The sequence below is a fragment of the Streptomyces sp. NPDC001890 genome, from assembly GCF_042891445.1.
In the GTDB taxonomy this organism is placed as follows: Bacteria; Actinomycetota; Actinomycetes; order Streptomycetales; family Streptomycetaceae; genus Streptomyces.
The window spans coordinates 86759-107424 of the sequence record NZ_JBIATE010000004.1 but is presented as its reverse complement, the minus strand read 5'-3'; the positions used below and the strand labels follow the sequence as shown (position 1 = coordinate 107424).

At 71.7% G+C, this 20666-nt stretch carries 17 protein-coding genes and 1 riboswitch; of the genes, 13 read left to right on the top strand and 4 right to left on the bottom strand.

Features of this window, described 5'->3' with window-relative positions:
- Positions 1-19: 19 nt before the first annotated feature.
- On the bottom strand, positions 20-1459 hold the full coding sequence (locus tag ACFYY1_RS15025) for an ATP-binding protein (protein WP_388584914.1): 1440 nt from the start codon (positions 1457-1459) through the stop codon (positions 20-22).
- A 266-nt stretch (positions 1460-1725) separates the two neighbouring features.
- Between ACFYY1_RS15025 and ACFYY1_RS15020 the strand changes: the two genes are divergently transcribed.
- Complete coding sequence (locus ACFYY1_RS15020; protein ID WP_388585507.1) at positions 1726-2463, top strand: HNH endonuclease family protein; 738 nt, start codon at positions 1726-1728, stop codon at positions 2461-2463.
- Positions 2464-2543: 80 nt separating this feature from the next.
- Here the strand turns inward: ACFYY1_RS15020 and ACFYY1_RS15015 are convergent, their stop codons facing one another.
- Together ACFYY1_RS15015 and ACFYY1_RS15010 are read right to left on the bottom strand one after the other, a co-directional pair.
- A complete protein-coding gene (locus ACFYY1_RS15015) occupies positions 2544-3275 on the bottom strand; it encodes a hypothetical protein (protein WP_388584911.1) in 732 nt (243 codons plus the stop codon).
- 28 nt (positions 3276-3303) lie between these two features.
- A complete protein-coding gene (locus ACFYY1_RS15010) occupies positions 3304-4158 on the bottom strand; it encodes a DUF4190 domain-containing protein (protein ID WP_388584910.1) in 855 nt (284 codons plus the stop codon).
- A 234-nt stretch (positions 4159-4392) separates the two neighbouring features.
- Between ACFYY1_RS15010 and ACFYY1_RS15005 the strand changes: the two genes are divergently transcribed.
- The 3 genes from ACFYY1_RS15005 to ACFYY1_RS14995 all read left to right on the top strand — a co-directional run bounded on the left by ACFYY1_RS15005 (position 4393) and on the right by ACFYY1_RS14995 (position 8865).
- Positions 4393-6477, top strand: coding sequence for an N-6 DNA methylase (locus tag ACFYY1_RS15005; RefSeq protein ID WP_388584907.1), 2085 nt, complete (start codon positions 4393-4395; stop codon positions 6475-6477).
- A 166-nt stretch (positions 6478-6643) separates the two neighbouring features.
- Positions 6644-7327 carry a hypothetical protein gene (locus ACFYY1_RS15000; protein WP_388584904.1) on the top strand — a complete coding sequence of 228 codons (684 nt, stop codon included), beginning with the start codon at positions 6644-6646 and terminating at the stop codon, positions 7325-7327.
- The gene (locus ACFYY1_RS14995; RefSeq protein WP_388584903.1) at positions 7324-8865 is read left to right on the top strand and encodes a protein kinase; all 1542 of its coding nucleotides are present in this window, start codon (positions 7324-7326) and stop codon (positions 8863-8865) included. Before ACFYY1_RS15000 ends, ACFYY1_RS14995 begins: the two co-directional genes overlap by 4 nt.
- 27 nt (positions 8866-8892) lie before the next feature.
- On the opposite strand, the gene ACFYY1_RS14990 is transcribed toward ACFYY1_RS14995, so the two are convergent.
- Positions 8893-11454: a YfhO family protein gene (locus ACFYY1_RS14990; RefSeq protein ID WP_388584901.1), complete on the bottom strand. Its 2562-nt coding sequence runs from the start codon at positions 11452-11454 to the stop codon at positions 8893-8895.
- A 123-nt stretch (positions 11455-11577) separates the two neighbouring features.
- On the opposite strand from ACFYY1_RS14990, the gene ACFYY1_RS14985 reads away from it, so the two are divergent.
- The 9 genes from ACFYY1_RS14985 (at position 11578) to ACFYY1_RS14945 (ending at position 20643) form a co-directional block, all read left to right on the top strand.
- Entirely contained in the window at positions 11578-12558 is a 981-nt protein-coding gene (locus ACFYY1_RS14985) for a glycosyltransferase family 2 protein (RefSeq protein WP_388584898.1), read from the top strand.
- Positions 12555-12956, top strand: coding sequence for a GtrA family protein (locus ACFYY1_RS14980; protein WP_388584895.1), 402 nt, complete (start codon positions 12555-12557; stop codon positions 12954-12956). Before ACFYY1_RS14985 ends, ACFYY1_RS14980 begins: the two co-directional genes overlap by 4 nt.
- A 138-nt stretch (positions 12957-13094) precedes the next feature.
- Positions 13095-13751, top strand: coding sequence for a SurA N-terminal domain-containing protein (locus ACFYY1_RS14975; RefSeq protein ID WP_388584892.1), 657 nt, complete (start codon positions 13095-13097; stop codon positions 13749-13751).
- 46 nt (positions 13752-13797) lie between these two features.
- The gene (locus tag ACFYY1_RS14970) at positions 13798-14760 is read left to right on the top strand and encodes a nucleoside triphosphate pyrophosphohydrolase (protein WP_388584890.1); all 963 of its coding nucleotides are present in this window, start codon (positions 13798-13800) and stop codon (positions 14758-14760) included.
- An 89-nt stretch (positions 14761-14849) separates the two neighbouring features.
- Positions 14850-16199 (top strand): cytochrome P450, encoded by a 1350-nt coding sequence (locus tag ACFYY1_RS14965; protein WP_388584889.1) that lies wholly within the window; start codon positions 14850-14852, stop codon positions 16197-16199.
- A gap of 105 nt (positions 16200-16304) precedes the next feature.
- Positions 16305-17252, top strand: a complete 948-nt coding sequence (locus ACFYY1_RS14960; RefSeq protein ID WP_388584886.1) for a transglycosylase family protein — start codon at positions 16305-16307, stop codon at positions 17250-17252.
- A 300-nt stretch (positions 17253-17552) separates the two neighbouring features.
- Positions 17553-17724, top strand: a riboswitch (cyclic di-AMP (ydaO/yuaA leader).
- A gap of 3 nt (positions 17725-17727) precedes the next feature.
- On the top strand, positions 17728-18495 hold the full coding sequence (locus tag ACFYY1_RS14955) for a transglycosylase family protein (RefSeq protein ID WP_388584884.1): 768 nt from the start codon (positions 17728-17730) through the stop codon (positions 18493-18495).
- 289 nt (positions 18496-18784) lie between these two features.
- A complete protein-coding gene (eno, locus tag ACFYY1_RS14950; RefSeq protein ID WP_329815240.1) occupies positions 18785-20065 on the top strand; it encodes a phosphopyruvate hydratase in 1281 nt (426 codons plus the stop codon).
- Positions 20066-20172: 107 nt separating this feature from the next.
- Positions 20173-20643 (top strand): septum formation initiator family protein, encoded by a 471-nt coding sequence (locus ACFYY1_RS14945; protein WP_388584881.1) that lies wholly within the window; start codon positions 20173-20175, stop codon positions 20641-20643.
- Positions 20644-20666 lie beyond the last annotated feature (23 nt).

Genomic DNA, 20666 nt, shown 5'->3' with positions numbered 1-20666 from the left:
GGGACACCGCCCGCACCTCTCACGCGCCCCAGGCGGCCAGCAGATCCGCAGGGGTGAGGGTCAGGTCCGGGTGCACGCCGTCCTCGACCCCTGCCGGGCACACCGCCAGCAGCGGGGCCGCCGACGCGCCCGGTACGACGGTCCGGGCCTCGGCGAGGTGGGAGAGGTCGCGGTCGCTGAAGCGCTTGGCCTCACGCCACTTGACCGAACCGAGGAGCAGTGTGCGCTTCCCCGAGGCGGCGGGCACGACGATGTCGTACTCCTGGCTGTTGTCACGGTTCCACCAGCTCCCCACCCGCCCGGCGCCCGCCAGCCCCGGCAGTTCCGGACTCAGCCGGTACACCGCCTCCTGGACGAGTGGCTCGACGGCGCGGCCCCGCCAGCTCGGCCAGCCCCGGTCGAAGGCGGCGCGGGCGATGTCCGGCCGGCCGCGGGCGATGTGGGCCTGCTGTTCCTCGACGAAGCGGAACCAGAAGCGCAGGTACGGGTCGTCGATGCGGTAGCGCCGCAGCCTGCTGTTGGTGGGCGCACCCACCGGTACGTCGACGCTGACCACCCCTTTGTCGGCGAGCACCTTTATGGCCCTGGTGACCGCTGTGTGCGCCGTACCCCCTTCCTCGGGAAGTCTTCCGACGACTTGGCTGAAGGTGCTGACTCCGATGTCGGCACCCCCCATCGCGGACAGGACGCGTCGCGCCTGCTGTGCGTCGGGGAATTCGGCGTCGAGGGACCGCTGCCCCATGACGGCCAGATCGCTGTTCTCGTCACCGAGCTGTTCGTGCACGAACGCCCGGGTGCTGCGCGCGCGGGCGCGGTCCAGCACGAGGCGTGGGTAACCCCCGGTGATGAGCACGGTGTCGAAAGCGGCCAGCGGGTCCCCTCCGCCGCCCAGGGCCTCGGCGCATTCGGCGGGGTCGAAGGGGGCGACGGTGGTGCTCCTGGCCCGGCCGTAGAGCGGCCTGTCGTGCTCGGTGAGCCGCTCCATCATTCCGACATCGGAGCCGATCAATACAAAGAGAACGGGGGTGTTCTCCAGTTGGCGGTCCCAGGCGTTCTGGAGCTGTCCCTCCAGGGTCGGATCCGCCGCTGCGGCCCACGGGAACTCGTCGATGACGACGACGGACGGGGTGCTGCGGCAGGCGACGGCGATCCTGCCCAGTGTGTCCCGCCAGTCGCCGGGGGGAGCGGAGAAGAGGGAATCGGCGTCGGCGAGCGGGGTCGTCGAGGTGTGCAGCTCGGCGGTGAGGGCCTGGAGCTGAGTGGCGGGCGGTGCGTTCTTCACCGCGGAGAAGTAGAGGTATGGCAGTCCCGACTGCTCGACGAAGCGTGTGAAGAGCCGGGATTTCCCCACCTGCCGACGGCCGCGTACGGCGAGCAGCTGTCCCGTCCCGGACTCCCGGATGCGCAGTGTGCGGCGCTCCAGGTCGGCGAGCGTGCGTTGACGGCCGTAGAAGCCCATGCGTCTGACCTTCCGGGGGCGGAGGAGTGCCTGTGGAGGAATCATACGTCTACGTAACATACATGGATGTACGTTAAGTGCCCCGGCGGTCCGGCGTGCCAGCGGTCGGCGGCCGGGCGGCTCGGTCGATGTGTGATTCAGGTCGCAATTGCCTGGCCCATCGGCATGTGCATGCTCGCCGGGAGAAGGGCTTCGTAGGATTCCCGGGTTCGGCTTTCTCCCCGTCAGGACGGTTCCGAGTGATATCTCCCCGCGCTTATCGAGTGATGCTGCCCGCCCTCGGCGCGGCGGCGGTGCTGGCCCTGGCCGGCTGCGACCCCGAGCAGCCTTCGCGCTCCGAGGGGGAGGGCGGCGGGCGGGCCGTCACCGGATTCGGGGCCAGTCCGCTCGACAACGCCGACGGTACGAAGCCGGGGCTCGCGCCGCTCACGTCCGAGGCGGACCGGGCGGCCGGGCGGAAGGTCATCGAGAAGGTGGCGACCAGGGGACGGGGGCCGAAGACCGGGTACGCGCGGGACGAGTTCGGCTACGCGTGGAAGGACTCGGTCGACGGGATACCGCTCGCGAGGAACGGCTGCGACACCCGCAACGACCTCCTCGCCAGGGACGGCAAGGACCTGAAGTTCCGGTCCGGTTCGGACTGTGTGGTCGTGTCGATGACGCTCAAGGACCCGTACACCGGCTCGACCATCGACTGGCGCAAGCAGCAGGCCACCAAGGTCCAGATCGACCATGTGATGCCGCTCTCGTACGACTGGCAGATGGGTGCCTCGCGCTGGAACGAGGCCAAGCGGCAGCAGATCGCCAACGATCCGCTCAACCTCATCCCGGTGGACGGGCCGGCCAACAACGCCAAGCGCGACTCGGGGCCGGCCTCCTGGCTGCCGCCGTACAAGCCGGTCCGCTGCTCGTACGCGGTGCGGTTCGCGCAGGTGTCCCTGAAGTACGGACTGCCGGTCACCACCGCCGACAAGGCGGCGATGCTGGCGCAGTGCGGCGGGTGACCAGGGAGTCCAGGGTGCACGGAAACCCGCCCTGGGGTGGGGCGGGTTCTGTGGTCCGGGGCGTTCAGGGGGGCGGGAGTTCAGGTCTTCGGGCTGGTTGCCTTGAACGGCTTGTCGAATTCGGAGAATGCGACTGCGGCGGGGGCGGTGCGGGCGGTGTCGTGTTCCGGTGTGCCCTGCGGGTGTGACGGGGGCAGGTTCAGCTTGAGCAGGAAGGGTTTGCCCTCGGTGGCGATGTCCGCCGTCCACTTCCCGGCGTCCGTCTCGCCGGTGACGGTCAGGGCGGGGGTGCCGGAGCCGGGTGCGCTCGTCCATTTCTTGCGGGCCGTTCCGGTCCTCGGCGCGAGGCGGCCGAGGAACGTCTCCCGGTCGCAGTAGCGTTCGGCCAGCTTCGCGTACCGGTCGGAGGTGGCGGGCCTCACCCAGTGGCCGGTGAGGCTCTTGGCCTGTGGCGGGGAGGCCGACCGCAGCATCGCGGCGTCGGAGCGGGTGCGGACCTTGCCGCCCGTCCGTGCCAGCTCCATCGTGCCCGCCGCGCCCATGGAGAGGGTGACCGTGCACTCGCCCCTGACGTCCGTCGCCACGTACGCCTCCACCGGGCCCTCGGGCGTCGTCGTCCGCACCGTCATGCGCAGCGACTTGGCGGCGCGGGTCGCCGCGAGGGCCTTGTTGGTGACCTCGGGGGCGGTCAGCCCGGCGTAGGGGGCGGTGTCGTCGGGTGCCTCGTCCGGGAGCATGTTGCAGGCCGTCGCGAGGGTGAGGGCGGTCGCGGCACTCAGGGCGGCTGCCGAGGCGCGGGCGGGAAGACGCATGGTGTCGGCTCCGGTCTCGGAAGGACGGTCAGAGCTTCAGGTCCCACTGCGAGGCGTCGTACGTAAAGCCGGGGTTGACCTCGACCGTCAGGTTCTTGGCGTCCGCCGGGGTGTCGAAGGCGAACTGGACCGTGACCTTCTTGCCCGGCAGGACCGTGCCGCTGAAGCCCGTGCCGACCTTGTTGTCGAAGATCTGCTCGGCGTCCACGCCGTCCTGGCCGGCCCGCGCCGAGACGCTGACGAGCGCGGCGTCGAACTTCTCCTTGCCCGCGTTCTCGATGACGACGGCGACCCGGTAGGCCTTCTGGCCCTTGGTGTGTCCGGCGGCGTACGCGTCCGGGGTGTACGAGGTGGCGTCGCCGACCGTGACCGTCAGATCGTCGTCGTACACGGCCGAATCACCGGCCTCCAGCGCCTCGCCGGTCTCCTTCTTCTTGTCCGCGTCGCCCTTCTTGTCCGCGGCCCCGCCCTTGGCGCCGTCGTCGCCGGGCTTCGGCTTCGCGGAGGCCGTCGTGTCGGAGACCGCCTTGTTGAGGTCGTTCACGGCGTCGTCCACGGCCTTGAACGTGATCACCGCGCCCACCACCGCGAGGATCAGCGAGATCAGACCGAGTACGGCGCCGAAAGTCGCCATTCCCTTGTTGGTGGCCTCGCCGCGCTTCGCCCGGCCCCGGCCGGCCAGGCCCAGGATGAGGGCGATGAGGCCGAGGATGCCCGCCAGCCAGAACAGGAACGGGATCAGGCCGGACACGGCGCCGATGACGCCCAGGATGAGGGCGGCGATGCCCAGTCCGTTGCGGGCCGGGCGCATGCCCGGCGTCTGGCCCGGGGCGTACGGCTGCTGGGGCTGCGGGGACTGCGGCGGCTGCGTGAACTGGGACATGGCTGTGCCCTCCGGCGAAAGCAGAAATGGGTGGTGAGCGGTTCCGTGCATCGCTCCGGTGCATCGCCCTGTGCGGCGATGGGTTAATCACAGCAGAGCTTGTGAACCGAGTCAACACGGTTCACAAAGAATGAGTCGATGCACGCTGTGAATCGGTGTCGCGTGAACCGGGTCGGTATGCTCGCCGACAACCAGTACCGGGACGAGTGCCAGGACCAGCCAGGGAGACAGCCAGTGCCGGAGAACTCGACAGAGGTGACCGCGGCCGGGATCGCACGGCTGGCGGGGGTGGGCCGCGCCGCGGTCAGCAACTGGCGCCGCCGCCACGCCGACTTCCCCAAGCCCGTCGGCGGCACCGAGACGAGCCCGTCCTTCGCGCTGCCCGAGGTCGAGCAATGGCTCCGCGACCAGGGGAAACTCGCCGAGGTCCCGCTGCGCGAACGGGTCTGGCAGCAGGTCGCCGGGCACCCGGCCGGAGCGGTACCCGCCCTGGTCCACGCGGGCTGCGCCCTGCTGCTCCTGCGGACCAGCCCCAAGGCCTGGACGGAGATCGCCGCCGTGTCGGACGAAGGGATGGCCGGCGTGCTCTCCCTCGCCGTCGACAAGGTGCTCACCACCCGCTTCGGACCGGCGGCGGAAGGCGGGAGGGCCGTTCACACCCCGAGCCCCGCCGAACTGCTCCCGTCCGTTCCGCTGCTCCGCGCCGCCGCCGAACTCGCCGCCGGGACCGGGGCCCGGGAGACCTTCGAGTTCCTGCTCGGCCGCCAGCTGGACGCCAACCCGCGCCAGTACACACTCACTCCGCCCGGACTCGCCGAACTGATGGCCGCCCTGGTGGAGACGGGCGAGCGGCCCGCCCGTACGGTCCTCGACCCGGCCGCGGGCACCGGCGCCCTGCTGCGCGCCGTCAGCGATCCCGCCGCCCTGTACGCCCAGGAGACCGACCCCGACCTCGCCGCGCTCACCGCGCTGCGGCTCGCCCTGCACACCGGCCCCGGCTGCGTCCTGGCGGCACGCAACGCCGACACCCTGCGCGCCGACGCCTTCCCGCAGCTCGCCGCCGACGCCGTGCTCTGCCACCCGCCGTTCAACGAACGCAACTGGGGCCACGACGAACTCGCCTACGACCCGCGCTGGGAGTACGGCTTCCCGGCCCGTACCGAGTCCGAACTCGCCTGGGTCCAGCACGCCCTGGCCCATCTGCGCGAGGGCGGCACCGCCGTACTGCTGATGCCCCCGGCCGCTGCCTCGCGCCGCTCCGGCCGCCGGATCCGCGCCGATCTGCTGCGCCGCGGCGCCCTGCGCGCCGTCATCGCGCTCCCGGCCGGCGCCGCACCCCCGTACGGCATCCCGCTCCACCTCTGGGTGCTCCGCAAGCCCGGCAGCGCCTCGCCCGCCTCGCCCGAACTGCTGCTCGTCGACACCGCCGAGCCCGCCGAACCGGCTCCGGGAGGGCAGGCATCCGCGACCGGTGGGCGCGACCGGCTCGACTGGCAGGCGGTGCACGGCGCCGTCCTCGACGCCTGGCAGGCCTTCGAAGGCGCCGCCCCGGCCGGGGCCCGCCCCGGTGCCGGCCGCGCCGTCCCCGTCATCGAACTCCTCGACGACGACGTGGACCTGGCCCCCGCCCGCCACCTGCCACCGCCGGCCGCCGCGGGCGGACCCGGCGAACTGACCCGGCTACGGGAACGGCTCGCCGAGACGCTCGGCCGCACCGGCACCCTCACCCCGCCCGCCGTCACCCTCACCGACCCGGCCCACTGGCCCCTCACCACCGTCGGCGAACTCGCCCGCGCCGGAGCCCTCCAGCTCCGCACCGGCGGCTCCGGCACCGGCCAGGGGCCCGTGCTCACCGAACACGACGTCCTCGGCTCCACCGCCCCTTCGGGAAGCCTGCCCGCCGACGGCCCCGCCGAGGAGCCGGTCCTCGTCGAACCGGGCGATGTCGTCGTCCCGGTGCTCGGCGGCGGCTCCGCCGCCCGCGTCATCGACGACGCCACCGCGGGTGCCGCGCTGGGCCGCAACCTCCAGCTGCTGCGCCCCGATCCGGCCGCCCTCGACCCCTGGTTCCTGGCCGGCTTCCTGCGTGGCACCGCCAACAACCGCCAGGCCAGCAGCTACGCCTCCACCGCCACCCGGCTGGACGCCCGCCGCCTCCAACTGCCCAGGCTGCCGCTCGCGGAGCAGCAGCGGTACGGGGAACGGTTCCGTGCCCTGGCCGAGTTCGAGGACGCCCTCAGGCTGGCCGGCCGGCTCGGCGGTCAGCTCGTACAGGGGATGTACGACGGACTGACGGACGGCACGGTCGCGCCGAAGTGAGCTGAACCGGAGTGAACTCAATCGGTGTGAGTTCAACCGAAGTGAGCTGAACCACAGCGGTTCCGTACAACCCGAGGCCAGTTGTCGGTGTCGCCCTTTACGCTCGGATCTGCGTGCACGGAGCGTGTGCGCGGATGTTCAAACGACCAGGTCTCCAGGAGCAGCCATGTACGCCCCGGGTCATCCGCCGACGCCGCCGCGCCGGGTTCCCAGCCGGGCCTGGATCGTCTCGATGCGGGTGCTGTTCGGCGTGCTCTCGGTGGGCTCGCTCGGGATCCTGCTGTGGACTCCGCTGCTCCGGCTCGCGATCGTGCGCCGCAAGGCGTACGACTGGTGGCTGACCGGCGCCGGGTTCGTGTTCGTCTGCGTGCTCCTGCCGGTCCTCGGCAGGGACGGCAGCGACGAGCCGACCGGCATCGACTTCGTCCTCATCCCGCTGCTGCTGGTGACGATGCTGGGCTCGTTCGCGTACTACCTGGTCGCGGACGTCCGCCATTACGAACGGCTGAGCAGGCAGCAGCCGGTGACCGGCCACGGCTACGGACACGGGTACGGCTACGGGTACCAGTACGCGCCCACGGTGCCGATGCGGGGGGCCGCACCTGCTCCCGCGCCCCTGCCCATGGCCGCTCCCACGCCGCCCGTGGCGCCGCCGCCCATGCCCGTACAGCAGCAGCCCGCCGCGCCCCAAATCCAACTCCAGCCACAGCCGTCACCCCGGCCACAGCCGAACCCCGCGCCCCAACCCCAACCCGCGCCCCAACCCCAACCCGGGTCCCACCGCATCGACCAGGTCCGCGCCGAGCTCGACGAACTGAGCGACTACCTCCGCAAGGAGGAAGGCCGGTGAGCGGGCGTCTCATCGGCGGGCGGTACCAACTGGCGACCATCCTCGGCCAGGGCGGCATGGGCCAGGTCTGGACCGCCTACGACCAGCGCCTGGACCGCCGCGTCGCGGTGAAGCTGCTCCGCCCCGACCGGGTCACCGGCCCCATCGACAGCGAGGCCGCGGGCGAGCTGCGCCGCCGCTTTGTCCGTGAGTGCCGGGTCACCGCCCAGGTCGACCACCCGGGCCTGGTCACCGTCCACGACGCGGGCAGCGACGGCGACGACCTGTTCCTCGTCATGCAGTACGTCGAGGGCGCCGACCTCGCCGACCACCTCGCCGAGCACGAGCCGTACCCCTGGCAGTGGTCCGTCGCGGTCGCCGCCCAGCTCTGCGCCGTCCTGTGTGCCGTGCACGCGGTGCCGATCGTCCACCGCGACCTCAAGCCCCGCAACGTGATGGTGCGTCCGGACGGCACCGTCACCGTTCTCGATCTGGGCGTCGCCTCCGTCCTGGACACCGACACCACCCGGCTCACCCACACCGGCTCACCGATCGGCTCCCCGGCCTACATGGCCCCCGAGCAGGCGATGGGCGGCGCCGTGGGCCCGTACACCGATCTGTACGCCCTCGGTGTGCTCCTCCACGAACTGCTCAGCGGAGAAGTCCCGTTCGCCGGATCCACCGCCCTCGGCGTGCTCCACCGCCACCTCTACGAGCCGCCGGTCCCGGTCCGCCGGATCCGGCCCGAGATCCCCGAGCCGCTCGAAGTGCTGGTGCTGCGGCTGCTCGCCAAGGACCCGCAGCACCGCCCCGCCGGCGCCCAGGAGGTGTACGAACACCTCGCTCCGCTGCTCCCCGCGCCCGGCACCGCGCTCTCCGTCGGACCACTCGACCCGACCCGCCCCTTCCTGCGCCCGCACGCCCCGTGGCCCGACCGCACCGCCGTCGGGCCCCGTCCCGCGTCACCGGCCCCGCCCGCCACCGCCGCCCGGCCCGATGTGGCCGCCGCCGTCGACGACGTCAAGAAGCTGCTCGGCGAGGGCCGGATCACCCAGGCCGTGGACATCCTCGGCTCGATCCTCCCCGTCGCCGCCGAACAGCACGGCGAGGACTCCGCCGTGGTCCGCATCCTGCGCAAGCAGTACGCGGCGACGCTGATGGACGACGGCCAGTACCGCCGCGCCCTGCCCGAGCTGCGCCGGCTCGCCGACGACCGCGCGGCGGAGGCCGGCCCGGCCGACCCGCAGACGCTCCAGTTCCGCTACGACGCGGCCCAGTGCCTGGAACAGCTCGGCGAACCGGCCGCCGCCCTCGCCGAGTACCGTGCGGTCCTCCCGTACTTCGAGAACCACCGCACCACGGGCGGCGACCCGGCCCGCGCCTTCGAGGTCCGCAACCGCGTCGCGCACCTGCTGCTGGCGCTCGGCGACCACGTGACGGCGCGCGTCCAGCTCCAGGCGCTGCTGTACGACGCCGAGCGGGCCTACGGACCCCATCACCCGCTGCCGGTGGAACTGCGCCGCCGGCTCGACCGCCAGGTGGAGGTGCGGGGCGGCTGACCGGCCGCGCTCCGCGACCCGCCCCGGTCAGACCTCCACGGGCTCCGGGGCCCCGGCGGGCCGCGGCGCGCGGTCGGGGCCGGGCCGCCCGCCCTCCGACCGCCGCCGTCGGCGGTACGCGAGGAACGGCCCGCCGAGTACGAGCACGGCCAGCGCGCCCGCCCCGGCCACCGCACCCGCCCGCAGGCCCGGGGGCCGGAACGTGCAGTCGACGGCCCCGCCCCCGGCCGGGGCCGGGGTGGCGACCAGGCCCAGGTAGCTGTCGGCGGGGCGGCCCTGGCAGCTCCAGCCCGCGATCCGGGGCGCCGCGAGCACGACCGTTCCGGTGGTGCCGGGCGGCAGTTCGGCCCGGACGCCGTGGCCGGTGACATGGACGGCCCTCGCGCCGGTGCGCTTCAGTCCGGCGACCGCCGAGGCCAGCCGGGCCCGGTCCAGACAGCCGACCGCCCCGTGCGGCACGGTCCCGGCGCGCACCGGGGTCAGCGCGACCCGCACGCTCCCGCCCCCGCCGACCGTGCCCAGGCGCTGCATCGCGGCCCGTCTGGCCGGCAGCTGCCCCTTGAACTCGACCTCCGGGCCGTCGCCGAGCCGCGCCCGGCCGAACATGTCGGGCGACCACAGGTACGCCTCGCTGCCCGCCGGGCAGGCGGCGGTCAGCGTGTACGTGCCGCGCCCCACCCGGTAGTCGTACGCCCCCCTGTCCGCCACCGCGCCGCCGTCCGCCGCACGCAGCGCCGTCCTCGGGACCGTGTAGACCCGCGAGCCGAGCAGCCGCTCCTGGTTGCGGAACGGCGAACGGCCATACGGCACGGGCCCGGCAGGCCCGCCCGTCCCGCCAGGCCCGCGCACCGTCACCAGCGGCGGCACCTCGGCACGGCTCACCGTCACCGGCCGGTCGTCCGGGACGTTCGACCCCTGGTGCGGATCGCGCGGCCCGCGCACCCGGGCGCCGACCGAGAAGACCGCGTCCGTGACCGGGTTGTCCAGGCTCTGCACGGCCCGGCCGTTCGACGTCCACCCGCCGCCGAGCGCCCGCATCGTGCGGGTCAGCACGGCGGGCGTGTGGCTGCTGTAGTACGCGCCGCCCTGCCCGCCCACCAGCAGCGGATCGTTCGTGGTGGTCTGCTCCCGGCCGGGGTCCGTGCGGTAGCCCGGCCAGCCCTCGGCGCCCGCGACCACGGCCGCCCAGGTCCGCTGCCGTTCGCCCCAGGGCGCGTAGTCGTCGAGCCGGTTCAGCCGCTGCCGGTCGAAGTACGCGGTGGCCGCGGCGGCCTGCCCGGCCTGTGCGCCGATCAGCAGCACGGCGGCCAGCGCCGCGAGCCTGCGGCCCCGCCCCACCAGTACCAGGGCGCAGGCCGCGGCCACCAGGCCCACCGCGAACAGCGGATACGTCCACCCGGTGACCAGGTCGCTGAAACCGGCCCCGGCCGCGAGCAGCACCAGGACCGCGGCCCCGCCGAGCAGCGCCCGCCGCTCCGGCCATCCGTACGAGACCGGGATCCAGGCGGCTATCACCACCAGCCCGGCCAGCACGAACGTCTGCCGGTACGGGCTGCCGTTGGGCGTCGCGAAGGCGTGCCACAGCAGATGGGTCGGCTCCCACTGCAGCGACAGCGCGACCCCGGCCACCAGCCCCGTCCACGCCCACCGCTCGCGCCCCGGCACCGACCGCTGGAAGGCCGGTGCGACGGCCAGCAGCAGGGTGCCGGTGCCGAGGAAGAGGGCCGGGGTGAAGAAGCTGTACGTGGCCGGCAGCAGCCGGGCGAGCACATCGGGCCAGTCGGCGGGCGCGAACGGGCGGTCCCAGCCCGGGTAGGCGTGCTTGGTCCCCAGGTAGACCGGGAGCAGGACGGGCGCCGAGAGCCCGACCCCCACCCCGACCGTGCAGACGGCCCGCACCAGCCCCCGGACCACCGCCCGCCGGTCGTCCCGCTCGGTGAACAGCCGGACGGCCAGCACCAGAGCGGCACCGAGCGTCGCCATGTACGCCGTGTAGAAGTTGGCCGCCCACACCACCGCCACCAGCAGCGGCCCGGCGATCCGGTGCCGTCCCGTACGGGCCCACTCGGCGACCAGGCAGAGCAGCGGCAGCGCGATCAGACCGTCCAGCCACATCGGGTTGTACGACGCCTCGGCGACCGACCAGCCGCACAGCGCGTACGAACCGCCGAGCACGCCGGCCACCCACCAGCGCCCGCCGCGCAGCGTCAGCAGGAACAGGGCCATCAGCGCCGCCGCCGAGGCCATCTTCAGGACCGTCACCACATAGACCGCGAGATCGATCCGGTCACGTGGAAAGACCCCGACGAGCAGGGCGAACGGACTGGTCAGATAGGTGCCGAGATCCGGCAGGAAACTCGTCCCGTACCCGGAGGACCAGTTGAGCAGCAGCCCGCCGTCGGCGTTCCCGTGCAACAGGTCCCACAGCCGGGCGTGGAACGGCACGAACTGATTGCCCAGGTCGTTGACGCTGCGCGTGTGCGGCCCGAACGGGAAGACGCGCGCCACGGCGTCACCCGCGCAGACCGCGACGACGGTGAGCAGCGCGGCGAGCGAGCCCGCGCGCGGGCTGGGACGGAAAGTCGGCATACGCAGGAATATGCCAGCTTCGAACGTACAACCCCCGGCCGAATTGGGTCAGTTCACGCAATGGACGCCCACCGGCCACGTGGTGCATCGGGTTCCGACATCTGGCCGGGCTGATGTACTTCCGTGCTGATCTCGCTGGTGGTGCCTTGTTTCAACGAGGAGGAGATCCTCGAACGCTTCCATGAACGCGTCACGGAAGAAATGACCGGGCTGGGACATGAATTCCAGCTGGTGTTCGTCGACGACGGCAGCGCGGACCGGACCCTGGTGATCCTCCAGGAACTGGCCGCCGCCGATCCACGGGTCCGCTATGTCTCCTTCAGTCGTAACTTCGGCAAGGAGGCCGCGATGCTGGCCGGTCTCCAGCACGCCGAGGGCGACGCCGTGGTCGTCATGGACGCCGACCTCCAGCACCCGCCCGAGCTCGTGGGCCGGATGCTCCAGGAGTACGAGCAGGGCCACGACCAGGTGATCGCCCGCCGCACCCGCAAGGGCGACCGGGTCACCCGCACCCTCAGCGCCCGCGCCTACTACTGGCTGATCAACCGCCTGGTGGACGTGGAGCTGGTGGACGGCGTCGGGGACTTCAGGCTGCTCTCCCGCCGCACCGTCGACGCGGTACTGGAACTCACCGAATACAACCGGTTCTCCAAGGGCCTTTTCGCCTGGGTGGGATTCCGCACGACGACCTTCTCCTACGAGAATGCCGTCCGTGAACAGGGAAGTTCCGCCTGGACCTTCGGAAAGCTGCTCAATTACGGTCTCGACGGTCTGCTCTCCTTCAACAACAAACCGCTGCGCGCCGCGCTCTACCTCGGCATGCTGCTGCTTTCGGTGGCCTTCGCCTATGCTGCGTGGATCGTCGGCGTCGCCCTGGTGAAGGGAGTGGAAACTCCCGGCTATGTCACGCTCGTCGTCGTGGTCACCGCACTCGCCGGGGTCCAGATGGTGATGGTCGGGGTGGTCGGCGAGTACGTCGGCCGCATCTACTACGAGGTGAAGCGACGCCCGCACTTCCTGGTGAAGGCCACCAACACCGAGGCACCGCGACCGGCGCCGCAGACACAACAGATACGGGAACCCCAGGAGTTCGTACGCCGATGACGGTCACCGCGCAGATGGCTCGATTCTCCCTCGTGGGAGTGGTGAACACCGGCACGTACTACGGCTGCTATCTCGTCCTGCTGATGTGGCTGCCCTACATCGCCGCCCATGTGATCGCCTTCGCGCTGAGCATGACCGGCTCCTTCCTCCTGAACTCCTGGTTCACCTACCGGACCCGGCCCACCTGGCGGAAGTTCCTGCTCTTCCCGCTCACCAATGCCGCCAACTTCGTCATCACGACCGGCGGTGTCTATCTGCTGGTCGACCTCGCCGGGTTCAGCAGCCGGTACGCGCCGTTGGTCGCGGCCGTGGCGGCCATCCCGATCACCTTCGTCGTCTCGCGCACGATCATGCTGCGGCCGGACACCCCGGTGCCGGCGGCCGAACGCCTGCCCTGAGCCGTCCCGGCCGGGCCCACATCCCCAACTCCTCCCGAATCGTTGGTCGAATCGGTGGCCCCAGCCGTGTCCACTGCCTAACATCGATCACCGCAAGGTCTTGTGCACTGATGCACAAACTCTCCCCGGGAGGTTCCTTTGCACCGCCGCCGTCGCACCGCGCTCACCGTCTCCGCCGCCCTGCTCGCCGGCGCCCCACTCCTGACCGCCTGTGGCAGCGAGGCCCACCCGGGTGCCGCGGCCGTCGTCGGCGGGGACCGGATCGAGGTCTCCACGCTGCAGAGCCAGGTGGCCGCCGTACGCGAGGCGCAGCGCGATTCGAAGGACGCCTCCCAGCTCATCGACAAGTCCGGGCAGCTCGGCCGGGCCAAGCTGCACGGCATGATCTTCGACCGGGTCCTGGACCGGGCCGCACAGGACGCGGGCGTGACCGTCAGCCGCAGCGAGATCCAGCAGATGCGCAAGGCGGCGGCCGCCCAGTCCGGCGGGGAGGAGCGGCTGCGGACGGCGATGCTCCAGCAGAGCTGGGTCGCCCCCGGCCAGATCGACGCGGTGCTGCGCGAGCAGGTCCAGCTGACCAAGCTGGCCCAGGCGCTCGGCGCCGACCTCCAGCAGCCCGCCGGTCAGCAGGCCGTCGGCGAGGCGCTCGGCAAGGCGTCGAAGGCCCTGCGGGTCGACGTCAATCCGCGCTACGGCACCTGGGACGACAAGCAGACCCAGCTCGCCGACTACAAGGCCCCCTGGCTCAACCCGGTCACCAAGCCGGCCGGTGCGGGCGCCGAGGCCGGGGCCTGACCGGCCGCGGAAGGGGCGGCGGGAGCGACCGGAGTAGATTCGAACGGTGAATGCTGAAGACCCCGGCCGTATCGTTCTGCTCACCGCCAGCCACCGCGTCGCGCCCGGACTGCTGTCCTGGCCCGCCTGGCAGGCACTGCACGCCGCCGACCGGGTGCTCTGCGCCGAGCCGGACCACCCGCAGCTGCCGTATCTGCGCGAGGCGGGCGTCACCGTCGAGCATGCCGCGCCCACCGCGCAGGAGCTCGTCGACTCCTGTGCGGGCGGCCGGTCGGTCGTCGTCCTCGCGGGCGGCGAGGGCGACCAGCCGCTGACCGACGGGCTCGCCCGGCTCGCCGGTTCGGGCCGGGTGCGGATGCCGGACCTGGAGCTGCTGCCCGGTTCGTACGACCTGCCGGGCGCCCGGCTCCTCGATCTGGTCCAGGTCATGGACCGGATCAGGGCCGAATGCCCGTGGACCTCGCAGAAGACGCACAAGGGCCTCGCCAAGTACGCCATCGAGGAGGCGTACGAGCTCGTCGAGGCGATCGAGGACGGCGACCGCGACGAACTGCGCGAGGAACTCGGCGACGTGCTCCTCCAGGTCGTCTTCCACGCCAGGATCGCCGAGGAGGACGAGCAGGAGCCGTTCTCCGTCGACGACGTGGCCGCGACCCTCGTCGAGAAGCTGATCCACCGCCACCCGCACGTCTTCGGCGACGAGAGCGCCGAGACCCCGGAGGACGTCCACGCGCACTGGCTGCGCACCAAGGCCATCGAGAAGCAGCGCGACTCGGTCACCGACGGCGTCCCGCTCGGCCAGCCCGGCCTGGCGCTGGCCGCGAAGCTGGCCGGCCGGGTCCGTACCGCGAAGCTCGACGTGCCGCTCCCCACCGGCGACGGCATCGGCTACGAGCTCCTCGCCCTCGCCGTACGCGCCGAGCGGGACGGCATCGACCCCGAGGCCGCCCTGCGGGCCGCGGGCCGCGCCTACCGGGACGCCATCAGGGCGGCGGAGGGCCACGCGTAGCGCCGGGCAACGGGAACCGCCGGCGGAGGGCCACGAGTGACGCCGGAGGGCGGGGGACGACCACCAGGGGCGGCGGATAACGTCGGGGGGTGAACCACAGCCCCGCCGACAGCCCCGCGGATCAGCCCGCCGACAGTCCCTCCGATGCGTCCGCCGCCTGCCCCGCCGGTGGGGCGGACGGCGGCCCCGAACTCTTCACCTGGGAGTTCGCCACCGACCCGTACCCGGCCTACGCCTGGCTGCGCGAGCACAGCCCCGTGCACCGGACCGCGCTGCCCAGCGGCGTCGAGGCGTGGCTCGTGACCAGGTACGCGGACGCGCGGCAGGCGCTCGCCGACACCCGGCTCTCCAAGAACCCGGCGCACCACGCCGAGCCGGCGCACGCCAAGGGGAAGACGGGCATCCCGGGCGAGCGCAAGGCGGAGCTGATGACGCATCTGCTGAACATCGACCCGCCGGACCACACCCGGCTGCGCCGCCTCGTGTCCAAGGCGTTCACCCCGCGCCGGGTCGCCGAGTTCGCACCGCGCGTACAGGAACTGACGGACCGCCTCATCGACCGCTTCATCGCGGAGGGGAAGGCGGACCTCATCCACGACTTCGCCTTCCCGCTCCCCATCTACGCGATCTGCGACCTGCTCGGTGTCCCGCGCGAGGACCAGGACGACTTCCGGGACTGGGCGGGCATGATGATCCGCCACGGCGGCGGCCCGCGCGGCGGGGTGGCCAGGTCGGTGAAGAAGATGCGCGGCTACCTCGCCGAGCTGATCCACCGCAAGCGGGAGAACCCCGGGGACGATCTGATCTCCGGGCTGATCCGGGCCAGCGACCACGGCGAGCACCTCACCGAGAACGAGGCCGCGGCCATGGCCTTCATCCTGCTCTTCGCCGGATTCGAGACCACGGTCAATCTCATCGGCAACGGGGTCTACGCCCTGCTGCGCAATCCCGCGCAGCGCGAACGGCTCCAGCTCTCCCTCGACGCGGGGGAGAGCGGGCTGCTGGAGACCGGCATCGAGGAGCTGCTGCGGTACGACGGCCCGGTGGAACTGGCCACCTGGCGGTTCGCCACCGAACCGCTGACGCTCGGCGGACAGGACATCGCGGCCGGGGACCCGGTACTCGTGGTGCTCGCCGCGGCCGACCGCGACCCGGAGCGCTTCGAGGACCCCGACACGCTCGACCTCGCCCGGCGTGACAATCAGCACCTCGGATACGGGCACGGCATCCACTACTGCCTGGGCGCGCCGCTCGCCCGACTGGAGGGACAGACCGCGCTCGCCACGCTCCTGAACCGCCTTCCGGACCTGCGGCTTGCGGTGGAACCTACCGATTTGCGGTGGCGCGGCGGGCTCATCATGCGCGGACTCCGCACGCTTCCCGTGGAGTTCACCCCGGGGTCCGCCCACGCTGAAAGTGACACACCGTCAACTCTGTGACTTTCACGTGATCTGTGCTGCATCGACTTGTGACTCCCGTTCGAACCCGGCTAGGTTCACCGTTCGACTCACCAGTCACACGTCAGCTACCCGGAAGGCAACCCCATGGGCTCCGCGAACGGCAAACACCGTCGCCCCCGTCAGGCACCCGCCATCGTCGTCGCCGCGGGCGTGACCGGATCGGCCATCGCCATCCCGCTGCTCGGCGCGTCCGGTGCCCACGCGGCCGACGCCACGACCTGGGACCGGGTGGCCGAGTGCGAGAGCGGCGGCGCATGGAGCGCCGACTTCCAGAACGGCTACTACGGCGGCCTCCAGTTCTCGCAGGAGACCTGGAAGGCGTACGGCGGTGAGTCGTACGCGGAGCGCGCCGACCTCGCCAGCCGCGCGCAGCAGATAGAGGTGGCCGAGAAGGTGCTGGACGACCGGGGCCCGCGCGCCTGGCCCAGCTGCGCGGTCATCTCCGGCCTGGCCGTGGACGGGACGCTGCCGGGGGTGGACCCGGGCTCGGTGCCCGCCGAGGACCCGGCCGGGAACGGGAAGCCGGCTGACGACGCGTCGGCGGACCCGTCCGGCGACGCCACGCCGTCCGGGAGTGCCTCGGACGGTACGGACGGCTCGGACGCCGTCGACGGCGCGGACGGCTCGGAGGGGTCCGGCAAGCCGTCGGGGAAGACCAAGTCGTCCCCGAAGCCCTCGGCCTCGACCACCCCGTCCCCCGAGGCGCCCGCCTCGCCCGACGCGGCCGGCGGCCAGGGCGGCAAGCACCGCGGCGCGCCGGCCGCCGAGAAGGGCGGCACCGCGGACGCCGACGGCCGCGAGTCGGGCCGTCACGCCTCGCGCGGCGGCAAGGACGCGCGCGACACGCCCGACCCGGCCGCCGACGGCACGTACACCGTCCGCGCCGGCGACAACCTCTGGTCGATTGCTGACGCACAGAAGGTTCCCGGCGGCTGGCCCGCGCTCTACGAGGCCAACAAGGCCGCCGTCGGCGCCGACCCGGACCTCATCCTCGCTGGCCAGAGCCTCGATCTCGATGTGAAGGCCAAGTGAGGGAAGTCTGATAATCGACTAAAAGCGCCCCTAAAACTGGGCTAGTTCAGGGACCTATGTCCGCTTATGCGTAAGTGAGACATGGGTCTCTTTGCGTCAACTGGCGTGTCGCGTCCGGGGACCCCTTCCGCATCGTGCCCCACCTGCGGAAACAACAGTTCTTCAGATGCAAGTAAGGGCTGATTGTCCGATGTGTCCATCTTTGAAAGTGGGGGTTGCGTATGTTTACGGTCGGAACCGCTCGCACCGCGGGCCCCGTCGACCGTCACGCCGAATCCTGCCGTCGGTCGAAGGGAACAGACGCGTAAAGCGCCGTAGGCAGGAGCGGGGGACCCAGGTAAGCGCCGGGCCCGATCGTCGAAAGACGCATCAGGACCGGCTTGGGGTGAAGTCGCGTGCTAGGACGTGCGACCGGGCAACTCACTTGGCCCGAACCCGACAGCTCACCTCGTAGGCGTCGGTGAGGAGAAGTTCCATGCTGCTTTCCAGCAAGGGCAAGCACCGCCGCCCGTCCAAGGCCGTCCGCATCGCCACGCTCGCCGGTGTCGCCGGTGCCGCAGTCGCCGTGCCCCTGATGGGCGCGACCGGCGCCTCCGCCGCCTCCGTCGCCACCTGGGACGCCGTCGCCCAGTGCGAGTCCGGTGGCAACTGGTCCATCAACACCGGCAACGGCTACTACGGCGGTCTGCAGTTCTCGCAGTCCAGCTGGGCCGCCGCCGGCGGTACGCAGTACGCTCCCCGCGCCGACCTGGCCACCAAGGCCCAGCAGATCGCCACCGCCGAGCGGCTCCTCGACATGCAGGGCCCCGGTGCCTGGGGCTGTGCCGGTGCCGGCAACCTGACCAACGACGGCGTCGACCCGGGCGTCGACACCGGCTCCTCGAACTCCTCCTCCAACTCCACCGCGAGCTCCGGCGCCTCCGAGCAGCAGAGCGCCCCGGCCGCCCCGAAGCAGCAGGCCGCGCCGAAGCCGGCCGAGCGCACCGAGGCCCCCGCCGCCTCCCGCTCGGACCGCACCACCGCCCCGCAGGCCGAGTCGAAGAAGACCGTCACCACGCCGACCGGCGAGAAGGTCAAGAAGGGCGACGGCGAGTACAAGGTCGTCTCCGGCGACTCGCTGAGCAAGATCGCCGCCGACCACAAGGTCAAGGGCGGCTGGCAGAAGCTGTTCGAGCTGAACAAGGACATCGTCAAGAACGCCGACCTGATCTACCCGGGTCAGCAGCTTCACCTGACGAAGTAGTCGCGGCTCGCTCCTCCCCGAGTACCACCCCGGCCCGGCGCGCATTCCCCCGTATGCGCCCGGCCGGGGTGCTGCCGTTCGTGCACGGGAGAGCGCCGGACCGTTCAACTGTTGTAGTTACTGACCAGTAAATATCTGACTGTTTGTCCGGGAATCTGTGCTCTCGGGTCCTTTTTCGTCCCAGGGGCCGGGCGGTCGGCCGACTGACCGGGCCGGGCCGGTTAGGCTCTTGGCGCAAGGCCAAAGCGACCCTGCACAACCAGCGTCATATCCCAGAAGGAGATGCCTCGTGCCGTCCATCGACGTCGTCGTAGCCCGGGAAATCCTCGACTCCCGCGGAAACCCCACGGTCGAGGTAGAGGTCGGCCTCGACGACGGCAGCACGGGCCGTGCTGCCGTTCCGTCCGGCGCCTCCACCGGTGCGTTCGAGGCCATTGAGCTTCGCGACGGTGACCCCAACCGCTACCAGGGCAAGGGCGTCGAGAAGGCCGTCCTCGCCGTGATCGAGCAGATCGGCCCGGAGCTCGTCGGCTACGACGCCACCGAGCAGCGCCTGATCGACCAGGCGATGTTCGACCTGGACGCCACCGAGAACAAGGGCTCGCTCGGCGCCAACGCCATCCTCGGCGTCTCGCTGGCCGTCGCCCACGCCGCGTCCGAGGCCTCGGACCTGCCGCTCTTCCGCTACCTCGGCGGCCCGAACGCGCACCTGCTGCCCGTTCCGATGATGAACATCCTCAACGGCGGTTCGCACGCCGACTCCAACGTGGACATCCAGGAGTTCATGATCGCGCCGATCGGCGCGGAGTCCTTCTCCGAGGCGCTGCGCTGGGGTGCCGAGGTCTACCACACGCTGAAGAAGGTCCTGAAGACCAAGGGCCTGTCGACCGGTCTCGGCGACGAGGGCGGCTTCGCGCCGAACCTGGAGTCGAACCGCGCCGCCCTCGACCTCATCATCGAGGCCATCAAGGAAGCCGGCTACGCACCGGGCAAGGACATCGCGCTCGCGCTCGACGTCGCCGCGTCCGAGTTCTACAAGGACGGCAAGTACGAGTTCGAGGGCAAGGCCCGCTCGGCCGCCGAGATGACCGAGTACTACGAGGAGCTCGTCTCCGCGTACCCGCTGGTCTCCATCGAGGACCCGCTGTACGAGGACGACTGGGCCGGCTGGAAGGTCATCACCGACAAGCTCGGCGCCAAGGTGCAGATCGTCGGCGACGACCTCTTCGTCACCAACCCGGAGCGCCTGGCCCGCGGCATCGAGGAGGGCTCCGCCAACGCCCTGCTCGTCAAGGTCAACCAGATCGGCTCGCTGACCGAGACCCTGGACGCCGTCGAGCTGGCCCAGCGCAACGGCTTCAAGTGCATGATGTCCCACCGCTCCGGCGAGACCGAGGACGTCACCATCGCCGACCTCGCGGTCGCGGTGAACTGCGGCCAGATCAAGACCGGCGCCCCGGCCCGCTCGGACCGTGTCGCCAAGTACAACCAGCTGCTGCGCATCGAGGAGATCCTCGATGACGCCGCGGTGTACGCGGGCCGCTCGGCGTTCCCGCGGTTCAAGGGCTGATCATCCCTTCGGCCCGCCGGGGGCCGAAGGTCATGGCCTCCGTCCGTCCCCGCACTCGGTCCCGTACCGTGTGCGGGGACGGACGTGCGTAGTGGGGAGGCGGAGACATGGCCGCGAAGGACCGGGACCGGTTCTCCACCGCGACCCGGCTGCGACTGCTCGGCGAGCAGACCGCGGCCCGCGTCTACCGGTCCCAGAACCGCCGCCAGGCCCGCCGCTCACGGCTCACCGGCCGGGCGGCCTTCCTCGCGCTCGTCGTCTGCTCGCTGGTGGTCGCGCTCGCGTACCCGATGCGGCAGTACGTCTCGCAGCGGGACGAGATCGCCGACCAGGAGCGCCTCGCGCAGGAGGCCAGGGCCCGTACCGAGGAGCTGCGCGACGAGAAGGCGCGCCTCCAGGACGACGCGTACATCCGGCAGCTGGCCCGTACGCACCTGCACTACCTTCTTCCCGGGGAGACCGGTTACACCGTGATCGACCCCGACGCGGTCAAGGAGCGCGAGGGCAGGACGGACGAGTCCGGCCGGCCGTGGCACTCCAACCTCTGGGACGGCGTGGACAGCGCCGACCGCGACTGACTTTCCTCATCCATCTGCAGAAC